Here is a 16,617-nt window from a genome sequence, read left to right on the forward strand (position 1 = left end):
TTATGAGCAACGCTAAAAACGTTACCGACGCCAGTTTCAGCACCGACGTCCTGGCCGCTGAAAAGCCGGTCATTGTGGACTTCTGGGCAGAGTGGTGCGGCCCGTGCCGCAAGCTGGGTCCCATCCTCGACGAGATCTCTGTCCAGTACGGAGACAAGGTCGATGTCGTCAAACTGAATGTCGACGACAACCCAGCCATCGCCGCTGAATACGGCATCACGTCTATTCCGGCGGTTTACCTCTTCAGCGGGGGAGAAGTGAAGAGCACGGTGATCGGCGCCAAGCCGAAGCAGTTCTTCGAAAAGGAATTTGAATCCGTCCTGTCCTAGTTCGTCTGGCGTCCCTTAGCGGGCGCCTCTGATTCGGCCGGTGGTTTTCGCTCTTGAGCGAAGGCCATCGGCTTTTTCGTGCCTTCGGGCACACGGTCCTGGGTCCAAAGCCTCGCCGCCGGTGGTGATTGCTGGGGTATTGGTGGTCACTGGTACGCGCGGCGGCTGCCTTAAGTTTGGCTCCGCCATTTGTGACCTATTTCAATTTCAAAGCAGGCAGTTCTTTTGGGAGACGGCATAGATAGTCGGGGGGTCCGTTGCTGAGCTGGAACCGGGCAGTGGTAGGGCAATTGCCGGGAAAATACGGCCCAGGCCAAGAGCAAAGGGGACAGGGGGACTACTGTCGAGTCTCCTAAGGCAGGACCGATGCCGAGGGGTCCACACACGTGCGTGGCCCGCGGGAGCGGGCAACGACGAAGTCCTCCATTCCACTGTTTCACGTGAAACCGCGTTGTCCACTCATACGATCTAGGAAGGCTCCCAAATTGAATCAATTCCAGACAGGTACCTTTTTGCACTCGGTACACGCACCGTTTCACGTGAAACGTAGCTACCGACTCTTGTCCTCGAACTGCACGTCGGTTTCCAGTTCCGAGTGGCCAGAAATGCATGAAAGTAGAAACTGACGCGGTTTCACGTGAAACGTAATAGCTGATCGATTCGAGAGCTGCGGACACGTTCCGGGCTGGCGGACTCCAGCGCTGCCGCACTCAAGTTGGGCTAGGTTCCCGTTTCCTCGGAACCACTGAACGCCGCTTCCTGCTCGCCACTTGGAATCCCCACTTGGTGAGTGCACGTGCACGCTCCGGGCCATTCGACACCGGTACATATGCGTATCGCCAGCGCGCCTTTCCGTGCTTCATGTTTCACGTGAAACGGCGATCCGTCCGGAGAGCATCCCGCACATCACTCGGGCTGACTGGGTGCGGGCTGACGGACGATTCGCGCGTAAGGTCCCGCCGCGACATGCGTCAACACGGCGACTCACGCATGGCCGAGAGAAGCTTCAGTTCCCACTCGCGGGATGACTGGTCCTTGGTAGTCTCCGCTTCATCTTGCGGATGCCAAGGCAATTAGCCTGGGTCTTGGGTTCGTCGCACGCACTGCCCGGCGTATCCAGACGGCGCCCTCGTCGCACGCACTGCCCGGCGTATCCAGACGGCGCCCTCGTCGCACGCACTGCCCGGTGTGTCCAGACGGCGCCTTCGGTGACGCGATGATGCATCGAGGCGCCTAGTTTCTGCGGAAACCGGTGTTTACAACCGCGATCAATCAATTTAGGGAGTCTGTCTGCATATATGCGGGCTTCCGCACCTAAGGACTCAGTCCCTTTCTGTGCAGCGTCCGCAGTAGCTTTCCGATCGGAGACTTTAAAGAAGGCTGCTGACAAGGGACTGAGAGAAGATGATCCACCGGTGCACCTGGGCTGGATACACCGTGAGGCGTGCGGGAAGGCATTGTGCAGAGACATCCCTCTCAGTGGCGCCAGGACTGATGTTTGGCATCTTGCAGCGTGACGTTGGCTTCTTGGCGCGTGAGAGTGGTTCAGATTCGCGCGCGGCCCAGTCGCCGGCCGCGCGCCTGCCTTCGAGGGCAGCTTGCATGGTGAACCCACAAGGGCGATATTGAAGCTTACGCCTTCAGGCCAACCGCCCGGATCTTCTCCAGCAGCCATCATTCGCACAGGGCAAGAACAACAGCATTGCATCCACCTCCTGCGGGGGCGGCGGCCGGGAAAACAGCACGCCCTAACAGACGTCCATTTGCCCCCGGCACGTCATTCGGGAGGTTGAATCGTGACCAGGCGACCGGACCATGCCCGGGCGTGGGGGTCTGCCTCTCGAAGGCCAGGCCCGATAGACAGATCGTGTTTCCAATTGGCATGGGGTCCGGAATGGCTGAAGCCACGCCCCCGCTCACTAAGCTCGTCCGGCAGTTTCCACGCGCAATTCCAACGTAGGACAGTCGTCCGAGACAACTCAGTACCGCGCCGTAGGCAACTCTGCATCGATCCGGGAACAGTGGTGCTTGTTCATAAACCCCAAGCCCAGAACCGACGACGCACCTCCGCGGGGCGAACTATTGCCTGGACTTCGGCTGAATTTGCCCCTCCTTCCGACCTGGCAGCCTCACGGCGCGGAGGCACTCAGACACCAACTGCGGGCTCGTGGGGGTGATCATCCAGACACGCAGCAACCGCGGACACCGCATAGGGACAGGACATACCGCCCTGACACCGCTTCCATGAGCTTAAGCACCCGGCACAGACAGGAGTGGGAACGGGCCGATTCGACCGCAGGGAGCGCGGAACGTGGGGGCGATGAAGGGCATTCGGTACTTGCGGGGGCGCGAAACGTCTAGCGTGTATTGAAGGACCGGTGCACATCCTGGAGCGTAAGGTGCGCCCGGTTGTACAGACTGAAGATCGGACCACAGATCCCATGGCTGAGGATTCGCTCGTCGCGCGTACATGGCGATCGTCCACCGATCTTTCGCCCGTGAAAGTGGGACTCAAGCTGGACCCAGGACAAGCGTCCGTGCCTTCGATCTAGATCGAAGGCGGGCGCGACTACTCGCTGGTCCCGTGGACGGACACTAACTCGGCGGACCAGCCTTTCGTCCAAGGCCCATGTTGATGTACTCCCAGACCTGCATCCGGGACGTCTCAGTACCGCCTTGAGGGTCGAGAATTTCTCCGTCGGCTGACGTCGTTTCACGTGAAACATGACTAAGTCCGGCCGCTCAAACGCAAGTCACGTTAGGCTTGGGAGCCCGTGGGGTCCCGTCGATCGGCGATCAAAGTGGCGACACTAGTCGCCAACATGGGACGGCGTGCCACAGCGGCTGCGTCGAGGCTCCGCCGGATATCCACCGTTCAGTCAAAAGTTATGCACAAAGTTATCCACAGCGATATCCACCGCATGAATGGGTCGGTTCGAACAACTCCTCCTACCCGGGTATTGGGCGCGATCAGTGCGAATCAAGGCGACATCCAGCTCCGCACGTCAAATCAGATAGAGCGGGGGCCCGAAATGCTCGCAAAGAGCGATTAATTGCCCAAAATCAGGCCCAATTCGGGTGAAAATGGCCAGCTTCAAGACCGTGGCCCTGTTTCACGTGAAACAGAGCGATCGAAGGACACGAGCTTGAAAGGACTATGACCGCCAGCCAGATACAGACCCAGACGCTGCTCGCTGTCTACACTTCAACCTGGCAGACTTATCAACAAAGTTATCCACAGAGATATCCACCGCTGCCCTCAGACTTTTCAACAGCGGCTTCTCGTGGTGCAGGACGTGTACACATCCTGCGGGCGGAGCAAATTTTCACTTTCGTACACGGAGCCAGCTCCACACGACGCCTCCATCTTGCGTCATCGTCAGCCCTTAGGACCGTCAATATCTCCAGCCGATCTTCCGAATGAAGTGGCCGGGGCAGACTCAGTGTTCCTACGATGACGCGCTGAGAGACCGGTCCGCGTACTACCCCAGAATTCGGATGGTCATGTGAAGCAGCGGACACAAACACTGCGCATCACCAACCAGTGCTCAGAGCCACACCCACCTGATTCGCGCGGCCACGAGGATGCCTTGTCGGGTCCAGGTTCACACGCGCCACCGCTTCCAGGGCTTTCAACAACATACTTGTTCCTCCGCATGGGTTGACGGCCAACCACCTTGCCTCGCGTCACTCACACAACGCGAACGCGTGAGCCAACGAAAGAACGGTCACAGCGAAGGCGCTGCCAAGCAAGAGTTGGGCCCGGGGCCAGTAAGACCACATTCAAGGCACGAGGGCGCACTCTGGTTACGAGCCTGGGGGAGCAGACGCTCCTTCAACTCCTTCCCGGCGATCACGCGACTAGTACAAGGGCACTAATCACCAGTCCGACTCCCGGCGTGGAAGCTGGTCTCAGCTCCAACGAGAACACTCCTACACACGAAGCCGGCGAGTTCAGGCGTACAGAGGGAATGCGGTGAGGCTACGTCTGGATCCGCTGACCCTACCGGTCCTTGAGTCACGGCCCGAGCCGGCGGCACAAATTGGACGACTTCCATCCCACGGGCCGGGACCTTTGTGAGCAGTCTTGCCTGCTTACCTGCATCGGGCATGGAACAACGTTGATGTCTACCCAGACCGGACCGGCCTATTGTTCCGGAGCGAGATGCAGTCTACCCAGAGGGCACTTTGCTTGTATCGATCTCACCTTGTATCCAAACAGGGAAGCGGTATCCGAGCGCCGACCTCGACCGCGCGTCGCATGTGTCGGAGTTCACGAGGGTTCAGCATGGGCTCGATCCGAACCTTACGCTTGCCGTCATCGGTCGTCGGCGCATGCGACAGACACCTCCGGCAAGAGAACGACAACCCCTCACGTGACGCTGCGCTGTCGGAGGAAACTCCGCCGCGACCTTCCCACACACCGTGACCGGCCCCTGATCCTTCGGCGTTCAAGACTCGCAGAGCACCCTTCTGCATTGCACCTATCGGTGCCCAACCGCCACAGTGAGCCGCGCACCCGCCTGCACCTGACGCGAGCAGAGCGCTATTGAAGCCCACCTCACGCTGGAGGGGAATTGGAGGAGGAAGCTGAACGGACGCGCGATTGCCGGCATCAAGCGCCCAACAGAACTACTTCTTGGCCTTCCGCGCGCAGCCAACTGGCCTGGCGCTGAGTGTGATCGTAGTCCACCACAGGGGGAGGCTAGCGCCGAGAGGAGTCAGTTCGGCGCTCGAGAATGGCGGATGCGAAGGCATCATCGGGCCATCGCCACCATCTGGAGGTTTCGCTCAGTGGCTTTAGGCCAGAGCGCCAGCTCCTTTGACAGGCCAGATGGCGGCGCCGAAATGCCGAAGCATCACCTTATGGACGGTGAATTGAAAGAACCAAAGCGGAAAACCACCAGCCGGTGAGACACGCTACGAAGCCGCGTCTTGGAGATTTACCTCGTTCTGCGAGTCGACTACCAATTACCTTGGGTGTCTCGCCCTGAACCCCACAGCCCAGACTGCGCCGCTTCGTTTCACGTGAAACAGAGCAAGTCGCTATCCACTACAGAAGCACTGGCTACAGGCCCACTGACAGACTAGTGTCCTAACCAAACGAGCTCACGGGGATTAGCCGAACTCCAGCTATGCGAGGCCCCGTCTGGTGCTCTTCCTGTTCCACGTGAAACAGTGGCCACTGCGGTGCGGGGAAGGAGTCCCTAACTGGCAGCTCCGCATTCTGAACCATCCCTAAATCCCGGGTGCCGTTGATCGGCATGGTCGCGATCTCTGCGCGCAAGACATGGCAGCTGGACGTTGTTCAGCTCTTGTCCACAAGTCCGCCTCGCGCGGGTACAACACGAGAGAAGGGGACGAAGCTGAACCGAACGCCAGAGAACAAATCGATCCAGGACAGCAGATACCTGAGTCCGCAGCGAAGTGTTGGCGAAGCCCCTGCGCTCTAGCCGAGGGAGATCCGGGTGACGGTCGATCTGAAGGCCGGCAAGCTGTGTTGTTTCACGTGAAACGCCGGGGTATGGGCCCATAAGGAACCTGGCGGCCAGGCATGAAGGAGCATATCTCGAACACGCCAGGAGCGGAGGCGAACTCTCAATGAGTGCGAAAGGGATGCAGCGAAGAAGGCACCCAAGTATTCAATCGCCTACTAGAGACTCGAACTGCAGCTCATCCGGTCAACGATAAGCGGACTCCTGCCCTCCTGTGCACTAAAGTCTGTTCGTTTCGCGTGAAACACCCGACTAGATCCGCAGCAGCCCCGATCGTTCCAAACGGGAAGATCGCTTGCCGCCGACCCCGCGGGCGCGAAGGCGCGCCACATACGAGGGATAAGACGCAGCGGAAAGTCTTACAGCGAAGCATCGTTGAGAAGCGCGGGTGGCGGCTTGCTCCATTCCAGGCAAGGGCAGCCGTCACCTGACCCCGTTTGCAGAAAGGGCAACGGATCCCAGTTTGCTGCAAAAGCCATCCACAGCCCCCGGATGCACATCGAGGGCATCCGCGGAGCGAATTGTCGCCAGTCAGCGCGACAAACGTGGCCGGATATCCTCCGAATGTCGATTCCCGCCTCGATCGACCGTTAAACGAAAAAGGGGCTTGCCTCTTTAGAAGCAAACCCCGATTCCGTAGAGATCCAGCGACTAGCCTTCGTCCCCGGGCGACAATACATCCATGATGCGGTTCAGATCTTCAACGCTCGCGAACTCAATACTGACCCGGCCCTTACGCGCACCCAAGGTGATCTTGACGTTTGTGTCGAGTCGATCCGAAAGGGAGGAAGCAAGGTAGTCGAGACGCTCATGGCGTGCATTGGGGCGCGGGATGCTGTTCTTGGGCGGCACCGTAGGATCCTGGTACAACGCGACTGCTTCCTCGGTAGCCCGTACGGACATACCCTCGGAGACAATCTTCTGAGCGAGACGCTCCATCGCGGCTGCGTCCGGGAGAGCGAGCAGCGCACGAGCGTGGCCGGCCGAGAGCACGCTGGCTGCAACGCGCCGTTGCACCAAGGGAGGAAGCTTGAGGAGACGGAGCGTGTTGGACACCTGGGGACGCGAACGTCCGATTCGATCAGCCAGCTGCTCGTGTGTGGTGCCGAAGTCTTCCAGGAGCTGCTGGTAAGCAGCTGCTTCTTCCAAGGGGTTCAGTTGGCTCCGGTGGAGGTTCTCCAGCAAAGCATCACGGAGGAGGTCGTCATCGTTGGTATCGCGGACAATCGCCGGGATAGTTTCGAGCCCGGCGGCCTGTACAGCCCTCCATCGACGCTCACCCATCACCAGCTCATACGGTTCTCCACCCTTTTCGGTTGAAGTACGTACAACAATTGGCTGGAGAACGCCTATTTCTTTGACGGAGTGAACCAGCTCCGCCATGTCGTCCTCATCGAAGACGCTGCGGGGCTGCTTGCGGTTGGGATGAATGTCCCCGACCGGGATTTCGGCAAAGCGCGCGCCAGGAACCTCGACCAGCTGGACCTCGGACGCTTCCGTCGGAGCGAATTCAGAAACTGCTTTCCCAGCAGCAGCGGCAGGAGCCTCGGACGGTTCGGACGCGGACGGGTCTTCACCAGTGGTGACCTTCGCGGATGGCGACTTCGCAGCAGGCGTCTTTGCCGCCGTCGTACTCTTGGACGAAGAGCCTCGCGAAGGCGAACTCTTCGCTACCTCGGTTTCAGGCACCGCAGGCGTATCCACCGCCTCCGGGGCTTTGCGCGCCTCAGGGAAGAAGAGGTCCACGGGGCGGGACGCCGGAACGCCATTGCCCGATGCACCGGCCGAAGCGGAGCTGGGAATGAGAGCCCCAAGACCCCTACCCAGGCCTCGTCGCTTTTCGCTCATTAGTATGTCCCTCCGGTGGAATGGCAAGAATAGAGCCCGCCAAGGATATTGCAGTGATTAAGGAAGTCTAGCGCTCGGCGATTTCCGCGGCGGCTTCCATGTAGGACAACGCGCCGCTGGAAGACGGATCGTAGGTCATTACCGTCTGTTGGTAGCTCGGAGCCTCCGAGATACGCACGGAGCGGGGAACCACTGCGCCAAGAACCTGATTCGGGAAATGTTGACGGACTTCAGAAGCCACCTGCGCGGCCAGATTGGTGCGGCCGTCGTACATAGTGAGGAGGATGGTGGAAACGACCAGATCAGCATTGAGGTGCTTCTGGATCATTTCGATGTTCTTGAGGAGCTGGCTCAGGCCCTCCAAGGCGTAGTACTCACACTGGATCGGGATGAGTACCTCGCTGGCCGCGCAGAAGGCGTTGACGGTCAGCAGGCCCAGGCTGGGCGGGCAGTCGATGAAGATGAAGTCCAGGCGACCTTCACCGTTCTTCGCGCGCTCCTTCGAATAGACATCGATTGCCCGGCGCAGGCGCTGCTCGCGTGCCACGAGGGAGACCAGTTCGATTTCGGCGCCCGCCAAGTGAATGGTCGCCGGCGCACAGATGAGATTCGGAATATCAGGGCAAGGAGCCACAACGTCACGCAGCGGAAGGTCGTTGATCAGCACATCGTAAATGCTGTCGACGTCTGCGTGGTGTTCAATACCCAGCGCGGTGGACGCATTTCCCTGAGGATCGATGTCGATCACCAGGACGTTGAGCCCAGCGGAAGCGAGGGCAGCCGCAATATTGACCGTCGTCGTGGTCTTTCCGACGCCGCCTTTTTGATTGGAGACGGTGAAAATGCGGGTCTTCTCCGGCTTGGGAAGCTCGCGTCCCACCAGGCGCTCGCGCCGTCGGGTTTCGTTGGCGAGCTGCCGCGCGATAGGGCTGGAGTCGTCGATGGAGTCCATGACGTTGTCGTGTCCGACGATCAGCGTTTCACGTGAAACAGCGGCGTTCGCAACCGAATTCGTACGCATCAGCGCAGATTCAAAAGACGCCGAGGGTGCAGCCATGGCCCGAGCCGACCCCAAGGAAATAAATGGCGGGATCCGCTGGGTGGAGGTTTCGCTACTGCCCACTGTCACACTCTCACTCTCATTCGGCTCTAGCTGCCGTTCTCTAGCTTAACCGCTCAGTTGCGGACACGCGGGACACAGCGCCGAAGCTAAGCGATCTTCCGCTGTTTGTTAACGACGATCCTCACCACTGTGGTGGGTTCTTCCAGGAGCTCCTGCCCACAAACCACAACGGACGTTTCCACGCCGCCGAGCCTGCGGATCACTTTTGCTGCTTGCTCAATCTCCTCGGCAGCACTGCGGCCCTTGATCGCAACCACTTCACCCTTGCCGTTAAGCAAAGGAATGGTCAAGCCGGCAAGCTTGGACAGGGCAGAGACAGCCCTCGCCGTGACAACGTCCGCGTCTACCATGCCCACTGCGAGCTCGGCGCGGGTGCGCATGACCGTGACGTTGCCCAGCCCGAGGTCGTCCACCACTTCCTGAAGCCAAATGACGCGCCGCTCCAGCGGCTCGATCAGCGTGAGTTCAAGATCGGGACGTGCAATCGCCAAGCACAAGCCGGGAAGCCCCGCACCGGAACCGACGTCCGCAACATGGCTTCCGTGGGCAATCGCGGACTCGATGACGGCGCAATTGAGAACGTGCCGGCTCCATAGGCGGGGAACCTCGCGCGGGCCAATCAGCCCGCGCTCGGTTCCCGATGTCGCCAAATGTTCTACGTACCGCTGGGCGAGGCCAAGCCGGTCACCGAAAATCTTCTCTGCCGCCTGCAGTTCGGCTGCCGTGATTTCAACCATGATCCGTTAGTCGGCCGAAACCACGATGTGGCGGCCGGCGCCTTCGCCCTCGGACTCGGAGACGAAACCGAGGTCCGCGACAGCGTCGTGCACAATCTTGCGTTCGTAGGCGCTCATGGGTTCGAGTGCCACAGGGGCGCCGGTTTCCTTGACCTTCGCCACGGCGTCTTCGGCAATCTGCTGCAGATCGCCGGCGCGTTCCTTGCGGTAGCCATTGATGTCGAGCACCAGGCGGGACCGGTTTTCGGTCGCGGACAGCACGGACAAGCGCGCGAGTTCCTGAAGGGCTTCGAGCACTTCACCGTCGCGTCCTACCAGGCTCTCAAGGCCCTCGGAGTCGTCTTCGGCTGCGATCGAGATGTAGGTGCGGCCATTGCGGATCTCAATGTCGATGTCGCCGTCGATGTCGGCAATGTCGAGGAGTTCCTCAAGGTAGTCTGCGGCGACGTCGCCCTCTTCCTCGAGGCGGCTCACGGAAGTGCCCTTACCGACAGCAGCGCCCTCTTCGGAAGTTTCTTCTGTGGCTTCTGCCAATTCCTCGGCGGCAGCGGCCGTTGCCTCTTCGGTGCTTTCAACAGACATTACTTCTTCTTCCTGTTCTTACGTTGTGGCTGGATGCGCTGCTGTGCCTTGACCTCGACGGCGGCCACCTCGGCAGCGACGTCTGCGTCCTTCTTGCCGCCCAGGAGCGGGATGGACGGCAGGCCCTTGGCGGCGCGACGCTCAGCAAGTGCCTTGGCTGCGGGGGATCCCGGCGTCGGCATGCGGCGGATGACAAAGAACTGCTGGCCCATGGTCCACAGGTTGGTAGTGGTCCAGTAGATGAGCACACCGATCGGGAAGTTGATGCCACCGACGCCGAAGACGAGCGGCAGGATGTACAGCATCATCTTCTGCTGGCGCATGAACGGGCTGGCCATGGCCTCTTCGGACATGTTCTTGGCCATGATCTGCTTCTGCGTGATGAACTGGGACGCCGTCATGGCCAGGATCATCACGATGGAGAGTATCCACACAACCGTCTGGTCGGTACCCGCAGGGCCGCCGTGAAGCAGGGACGCGGACAGGGGAGCGCCGAAGATGCTGGATTCGTCGAACTGCACCACCTGCTCATGGCTCAAGGCTCCAATACCCTGGCCGGCCTGGCGGGCCTGGGTAATACCGGAAAGCACCTGGAACAGCGCGAAGAAGAACGGCATCTGGATCAGCATGGGCAAACAAGCGGAGAACGGGTTGGTGCCGTGCTTCTTGTACAGCGCCATCTGTTCCTGCGCCATCGCCTGGCGGGAGAGCTGGTCCGTCTTCCCCTTGTACTTCGCCTGCATCTTCTTCAGATCGGGCTGAAGCAGCTGCATACCGCGCTGTGCCTTGATTTGCTTGACGAAGACAGGGATCAGGGCGGCACGGATCACCAGCACCAGGCCGATGATGGACAGTGTCCAGGTCCAGCCGTTTTCCGGCGGCAGGCCGATGAAACTCAGCCCGTCGTGGAACCCCAGCATGATCGCGGACACTAGCCACTTGAACGGGGCCAGAATTGTTCCAAAGATGTCCATACGTTTTCCCTATTTCCTCAGGCCGCTGTGCGGCGACCGTCTTCATCAGACCACACAGCCAGGAACTGGTCCGGGTTGTTCAGTACAACAATTGTGGGCGTCTGGCCTTCGGGCCAGTGACGATGTCCGGCGGGGACGTGGTCCACGCCGCCGGCGTTCCAGGGGTGGCACCGCGCAAGGCGCCGCACTGCGAGCCAACTTCCCTTGACGGCACCATGTACCGTCACCGCTTCGAGGGCATATGCCGAGCAGGATGGGAAGAACCGGCATACCTGGCCGTATAAGGGAGAGATGATCTTGCGGTACGTCTTCAACAAGATGATGAGGACGTTGCGCGGCAGCTCCCACAGAAATGTTCCGAGGATCCTCGGAGCGACTCTAAAGAAGCGGACGACGGCGGAGCTCAGCTCATGCACGCGGTGTCCCTTCCGTTGTGGTGCCCTGGGTGGGCGAAACAACCCGCGGAGAGGATCCGCCGAGCCGTTTCGTGGTTGCCGCCAAGGCGGCGTTGTAATCCGTCAGCAGCTGGTCCCAGCTCGCCGTCGCAGCCGCCGGCAACGCCCGGACCACAACAGCAAGACCCGTGCCATGCCTTTTCAAGGACAAAGCACCTGCTTCTCTCAGTCTCCTCTTAACGAGGTTCCTGGTCACAGCGTTCCCGACAGCTTTGGAAACGATGAAGCCGATGCGGCTCGGTTCTCCGGCACCGATAGGTGCCGTATATAACACTAAGTTCCGGCGTCCATTGCGGACGCCGGAACGTACAGTTGTTGAAAAGTCGGTAGAAGTCCGCAGACGGTTACGGGTGGCTAGCACCTATTGACTCGCTTGGAAGGCTGACCGACGAGTCAGTTATTTAGGCCGACAGTTCGACGCGGCCCTTGCCACGACGGGCGGCCAGGATGGCGCGGCCGGCACGGGTGCGCATACGAAGGCGGAAGCCATGCTTCTTGGCCCGACGGCGGTTATTCGGCTGAAAAGTCCGCTTGCTCACGTTAGTTACTCCAGTGGATCAAAGGTGCGCCCACCCGATCAAAAGGGGAAGAACTGGCCGACGCTAAGTTTATTGAGTATCCGCCGCCGCCCAACGCCGGATTTACCGGAAGTGCGGGTGGTCAAAAAGCGGACACATAGGACTTCACAACGTTAGGGCAAAAAGACCCCCAAGGTCAAACTGGGAGCCTCGGTGCCCGCTATCCCCAGCTGTGGCTAAGTACACCCCCAGCCTGTGGATGAAGCCGGTCACAGACCCCGTTTCAGAACCACAACCGTGTAATTATCCACAAGCCTCTTCCCAGCTATCTTCTGGAGTTTCCATCCCCTAGAGTGTCTCAGTAGCCGATTATCCACGGACTGTGCATAACCCTGTGGATTCGGTTCGGAATCCACTCATGGTTTGGACCTTCGGCTGCCGCAATCCAGGCAAGCAAGCACTCGAGGGAACCAATTGATGACGGTAGACGAAGCCAACCACGCCAACACGGTCGGAAGTTCCTGGCGGCGGGTGCTGAGCCTGCTGGAACAAGACGATCGCGTCACACCCCGGCAGCGTGGTTTCGTTATCCTTGCCCAGGCACAGGGCCTGATCGGCTCCACGCTCCTGGTGGCCGTACCCAACGAGTTGACCCGCGAGGTTCTCCAGACGCAAGTCAAGGACGCCCTCGATGACGCCCTCCGCAGCGTCTTTTCCGACGACATCCGGTGCGCGATCGACGTCGACACGGATCTAGTGCCCATCCACGAAGAGCCGGCCCCCGCCGTCGAACTCTCCTCCGTGAACGACCTGGCCGTGGAATCCAAGCCACAGCCCACCCCGCCGAGTACTTCGCACGAATTCGGCCGGCTGAACCCGAAGTACGTCTTTGACACCTTCGTCATAGGCTCTTCCAACCGCTTCGCCCATGCTGCCGCCGTCGCGGTCGCGGAAGCACCGGCAAAGGCCTACAACCCGCTGTTCATCTACGGTGACTCCGGACTCGGCAAGACGCACTTGCTGCACGCGATCGGCCACTACGCCCGCCGGCTCTACAGCGGCATCCGGGTGCGCTACGTGAATTCCGAAGAGTTCACCAACGACTTCATCAACTCCATCCGGGACGACGAAGGCGCCAGCTTCAAGACCACGTACCGCAACGTCGACGTGCTCCTGATCGATGACATCCAGTTCCTGGCTGGCAAGGACCGGACGCTCGAAGAGTTCTTCCACACCTTCAACGCACTGCACAACAACAACAAGCAAGTGGTCATCACCTCGGACCTCCCGCCCAAGCAGCTTGCCGGCTTCGAGGACCGCATGAAGTCCCGCTTCGAGTGGGGCCTGCTGACCGATATCCAGCCGCCGGAACTCGAAACCCGTATTGCGATCCTCCGCAAGAAGGCCCAGAGCGAGGGACTGTCCGCACCTGACGACGCCTTGGAGTACATCGCTTCCAAGATCTCCAGCAACATCCGCGAGCTCGAAGGCGCGCTGATCCGCGTCACTGCCTTCGCCAGCCTCAACCGCCAGCCCGTGGATGTGGCCCTCGCCGAAATGGTGCTGAAGGACCTGATCACCGACGATGGCGCCCAGGAGATCACGGCCGACCAGATCCTGAAGCAGACGGCCGAGTACTTCAAGCTCAGCATGGAAGAGCTTTGCAGCAAGTCCCGGACGCGCACCTTGGTGACCGCACGGCAGATCGCCATGTACTTGTGCCGCGAGCTCACCGACATGTCCCTGCCGAAGATCGGCCAGGAGCTTGGCGGCCGTGACCACACCACAGTGATCCACGCAGATCGCAAGATTCGCGAACTGATGGCCGAGCGCCGTGTGATCTACAACCAGGTGACTGAGCTGACCAACCGCATCAAGCAGCAGCAACGCGATTCCTGAGCCGGCTCGCTCGAGGTACTACATACCTTATTAACAGGCACATGTGGATAAGCCTGTGGATACTTAAGGGGACAAGCGCGGTTAATGGGCTTAAAACCCTTAAGTCGTCTGTGGATCGTTAAAAACGGCCCTGGGGGTTATCCACGTCCACACCCTGTTTAAAACCCCTGTCACCCACATATCGTGAACAGGCCTTAACCGCGGAACTGCGGGTCCAGGGACGGTTATCCACAGTTTCCACAGGGGTTATTAACACTACTAATCCCAAAAAAATGAATTCCCTCAAATAACAATCTCCTTCCGCCCACCCACCGACGCAGCCCGCGGCTGCTTCGAACCACAAGCCAGCATGCCGGGGATGGGTTAATGCCCGAAGTTCCGGCTAAGCTGTCTGCATCGCGTCCATCCTTGGCGCTGCTTTGTAGTTCGCTCAGTGCGGACCATGCAGCGTTCGGGTTCCGGGCGCTGGTTTTCGGAGCTCCTGGGGGAGTTTCCGGTGAAACACTGGCAGCAGCAATGAAAGGCGGCACCCTTCCGTGAAGTTCAGAGTCGAGCGGGATGTCCTGGCAGAAGCCGTCACATGGACAGCCCGGTCCTTGTCTCCGCGGCCGCCCGTCCCGGTACTCTCAGGTCTCCTGCTCAAGGCGGAAGCCGGAACAGTGAGCCTCTCGAGCTTCGATTACGAGACCTCCGCCCGTCTCGAGATTCCAGCTGACATCACCACCGAAGGAACCATCCTGGTTTCCGGACGGCTCCTGGCCGATATCTGCCGCAGCCTGCCCTCGGCTCCCGTCGACATCGAAACCGATGGCAGCAAAGTCACCCTCACATGCCGTCGAAGCAGCTTCCATCTCGCCACGATGCCGGAATCCGAATATCCGCCGCTTCCGGCGCTTCCCGCCATCAGCGGAACTCTGCCCGGCGACGCCTTCGCCCAGGCCGTTTCGCAGGTCATCATCGCCGCCAGCAGGGATGACACCCTGCCGATCCTCACCGGTGTCCGGATGGAGATCGAGGATGACATGATCACCCTCCTCGCCACTGACCGTTACCGCCTCGCCATGAGGGAAGTACCGTGGAAGCCCGTCACCCCGGGAATTTCCACGAGTGCCTTGGTGAAATCCAAGACCCTCAACGAGGTAGCCAAGACTCTCGGCGGCAGCGGTGACATCCATCTCGCCCTCGCCGACGACGACAGCCGCCTGATTGGCTTCGAAAGCGGCGGGCGCACCACCACTTCATTGCTCGTTGACGGCGACTACCCCAAGATTCGGTCCTTGTTCCCGGATTCCACGCCGATCCACGCAACGGTCCAAACGCAGGAACTCGTTGAAGCCGTTCGCCGCGTGTCCTTGGTGGCCGAACGGAACACCCCGGTTCGCCTGGCGTTCACGCAGGGCCAGCTGAGTCTGGACGCCGGTACCGGCGAAGATGCGCAGGCCTCCGAGGAACTGGAAGCCCAGCTCAGCGGCGAAGACATCACGGTAGCGTTCAACCCGCACTACCTGGTGGAAGGCCTGAGCGTGATCGAGACCAAGTTCGTGCGCTTCTCCTTCACCACGGCACCGAAGCCGGCCATGATCACCGCCCAGGTTGACGCCGACGGCGATGACAAAGGCGACTACCGCTACCTCGTGATGCCTGTCCGCCTCCCCAACTAGCTCACATTAGTTGTCGTTCTGGGCGCCCAAAACGACAACAAATGCGAGTCAGTCGGGTCAAGACCAAAACCACCAACGCAGGAAAGAGTTCACCCCGTGCACATCGGACTGATCGGCCTTGGAAAAATGGGTTTCAACATGCGCGAACGCATGCGGAAGGGCGGAATCGAGGTCACTGGCTTCGACCGCAATCAGGACATCGCCGACGTCGCGTCCGTTGACGAACTGATCGCTGCCCTTCCGGCGCCGCGCCTGGTCTGGGTCATGGTTCCCTCCGGCGAGATCACCGATGCCGTGATCAGCGAACTCGGCGAGAAGCTTTCCGCCGGGGACATGGTGATCGACGGCGGCAACTCGCGCTTTACTGAAGACCAAAAACACGCCACTTTCCTGGCCTCCAAGGACATCCGCTTCGCCGATTGCGGTGTTTCAGGAGGGGTCTGGGGCTTGCAGAACGGCTACGGACTCATGGCAGGCGGCGCGGATGAAGACATCGAACTCGCCATGCCGGTGTTCGACGCACTCCGTCCCGAAGGCGATCGTGCCGACAGCTTCGTCCACGTCGGCGGCGTTGGAGCAGGCCACTACGCCAAGATGGTCCACAACGGGATCGAATACGGCCTGATGCAGGCCTACGCCGAGGGCTACGAACTGCTCGCCGCCAAGGACATCATCAAAGACCTTCCCGGCACCTTCCGTGCGTGGCAAAAAGGCACCGTTGTCCGTTCTTGGCTACTGGACCTCATGGTCAAAGCCTTGGACGAAGATCCGGGACTGGCCTCCATCGGAGACTACGTCGAGGACTCCGGTGAAGGCCGCTGGACCGTTGAAGAAGCCATTGCCAACGCGATCCCTGCGCCGGCAATCACCGCTGCGCTCTTCGCCCGTTTCTCCTCGCGTGAAGACAACTCCCCGGCCATGAAGATGGTGTCTGCGCTGCGCAACCAATTCGGCGGCCACGCCACCCGTCCGGCCAACTAGGCCCCGGCCCACCAG

General features: G+C 60.2%; 12 protein-coding genes. 4 read left to right on the forward strand and 8 right to left on the reverse strand.

Annotated elements, in window-relative coordinates; all coding sequences use genetic code 11:
- Nucleotides 1-2 precede the first annotated feature (2 nt).
- On the forward strand, nt 3-329 hold the full coding sequence (trxA, locus tag VLA65_RS15910; protein ID WP_059388860.1) for a thioredoxin: 327 nt from the start codon (nt 3-5) through the stop codon (nt 327-329).
- A 6,146-nt stretch (nt 330-6,475) separates the two neighbouring features.
- On the opposite strand, the gene VLA65_RS15915 is transcribed toward trxA, so the two are convergent.
- The 8 genes from VLA65_RS15915 to rpmH form a co-directional block, all read right to left on the reverse strand.
- Entirely contained in the window at nt 6,476-7,672 is a 1,197-nt protein-coding gene (locus VLA65_RS15915) for a ParB/RepB/Spo0J family partition protein (protein WP_307054157.1), read from the reverse strand.
- Between the two features lie 67 nt (nt 7,673-7,739).
- Nucleotides 7,740-8,795, reverse strand: coding sequence for a ParA family protein (locus VLA65_RS15920; protein ID WP_253257323.1), 1,056 nt, complete (start codon nt 8,793-8,795; stop codon nt 7,740-7,742).
- An 86-nt stretch (nt 8,796-8,881) separates the two neighbouring features.
- Nucleotides 8,882-9,532, reverse strand: coding sequence for a 16S rRNA (guanine(527)-N(7))-methyltransferase RsmG (gene rsmG / locus VLA65_RS15925; RefSeq protein ID WP_059388861.1), 651 nt, complete (start codon nt 9,530-9,532; stop codon nt 8,882-8,884).
- 6 nt (nt 9,533-9,538) lie between these two features.
- Nucleotides 9,539-10,114 carry a Jag family protein gene (locus VLA65_RS15930; protein WP_332603068.1) on the reverse strand — a complete coding sequence of 192 codons (576 nt, stop codon included), beginning with the start codon at nt 10,112-10,114 and terminating at the stop codon, nt 9,539-9,541.
- Nucleotides 10,114-11,088 carry a membrane protein insertase YidC gene (gene yidC / locus VLA65_RS15935; protein WP_059388863.1) on the reverse strand — a complete coding sequence of 325 codons (975 nt, stop codon included), beginning with the start codon at nt 11,086-11,088 and terminating at the stop codon, nt 10,114-10,116. Before yidC ends, VLA65_RS15930 begins: the two co-directional genes overlap by 1 nt.
- A gap of 17 nt (nt 11,089-11,105) precedes the next feature.
- Nucleotides 11,106-11,495, reverse strand: coding sequence for a membrane protein insertion efficiency factor YidD (yidD, locus tag VLA65_RS15940; protein ID WP_306963491.1), 390 nt, complete (start codon nt 11,493-11,495; stop codon nt 11,106-11,108).
- A 1-nt stretch (nt 11,496) separates the two neighbouring features.
- On the reverse strand, nt 11,497-11,904 hold the full coding sequence (gene rnpA, locus VLA65_RS15945) for a ribonuclease P protein component (RefSeq protein ID WP_084784496.1): 408 nt from the start codon (nt 11,902-11,904) through the stop codon (nt 11,497-11,499).
- Between the two features lie 40 nt (nt 11,905-11,944).
- Complete coding sequence (gene rpmH / locus VLA65_RS15950; RefSeq protein WP_011776797.1) at nt 11,945-12,082, reverse strand: 50S ribosomal protein L34; 138 nt, start codon at nt 12,080-12,082, stop codon at nt 11,945-11,947.
- Between the two features lie 456 nt (nt 12,083-12,538).
- On the opposite strand from rpmH, the gene dnaA reads away from it, so the two are divergent.
- The 3 genes from dnaA (at nt 12,539) to gnd (ending at nt 16,602) form a co-directional block, all read left to right on the forward strand.
- On the forward strand, nt 12,539-13,960 hold the full coding sequence (dnaA, locus tag VLA65_RS15955) for a chromosomal replication initiator protein DnaA (RefSeq protein ID WP_059388864.1): 1,422 nt from the start codon (nt 12,539-12,541) through the stop codon (nt 13,958-13,960).
- 536 nt (nt 13,961-14,496) lie between these two features.
- Complete coding sequence (gene dnaN, locus VLA65_RS15960; protein WP_059388865.1) at nt 14,497-15,621, forward strand: DNA polymerase III subunit beta; 1,125 nt, start codon at nt 14,497-14,499, stop codon at nt 15,619-15,621.
- A 96-nt stretch (nt 15,622-15,717) separates the two neighbouring features.
- The gene (gene gnd, locus VLA65_RS15965) at nt 15,718-16,602 is read left to right on the forward strand and encodes a phosphogluconate dehydrogenase (NAD(+)-dependent, decarboxylating) (protein ID WP_059388866.1); all 885 of its coding nucleotides are present in this window, start codon (nt 15,718-15,720) and stop codon (nt 16,600-16,602) included.
- Nucleotides 16,603-16,617: the final 15 nt, after the last annotated feature.

Origin of the sequence: Arthrobacter sp. S2(2024) (genome assembly GCF_036662515.1) — a bacterium.
GTDB lineage: Bacteria > Actinomycetota > Actinomycetes > Actinomycetales > Micrococcaceae > Arthrobacter.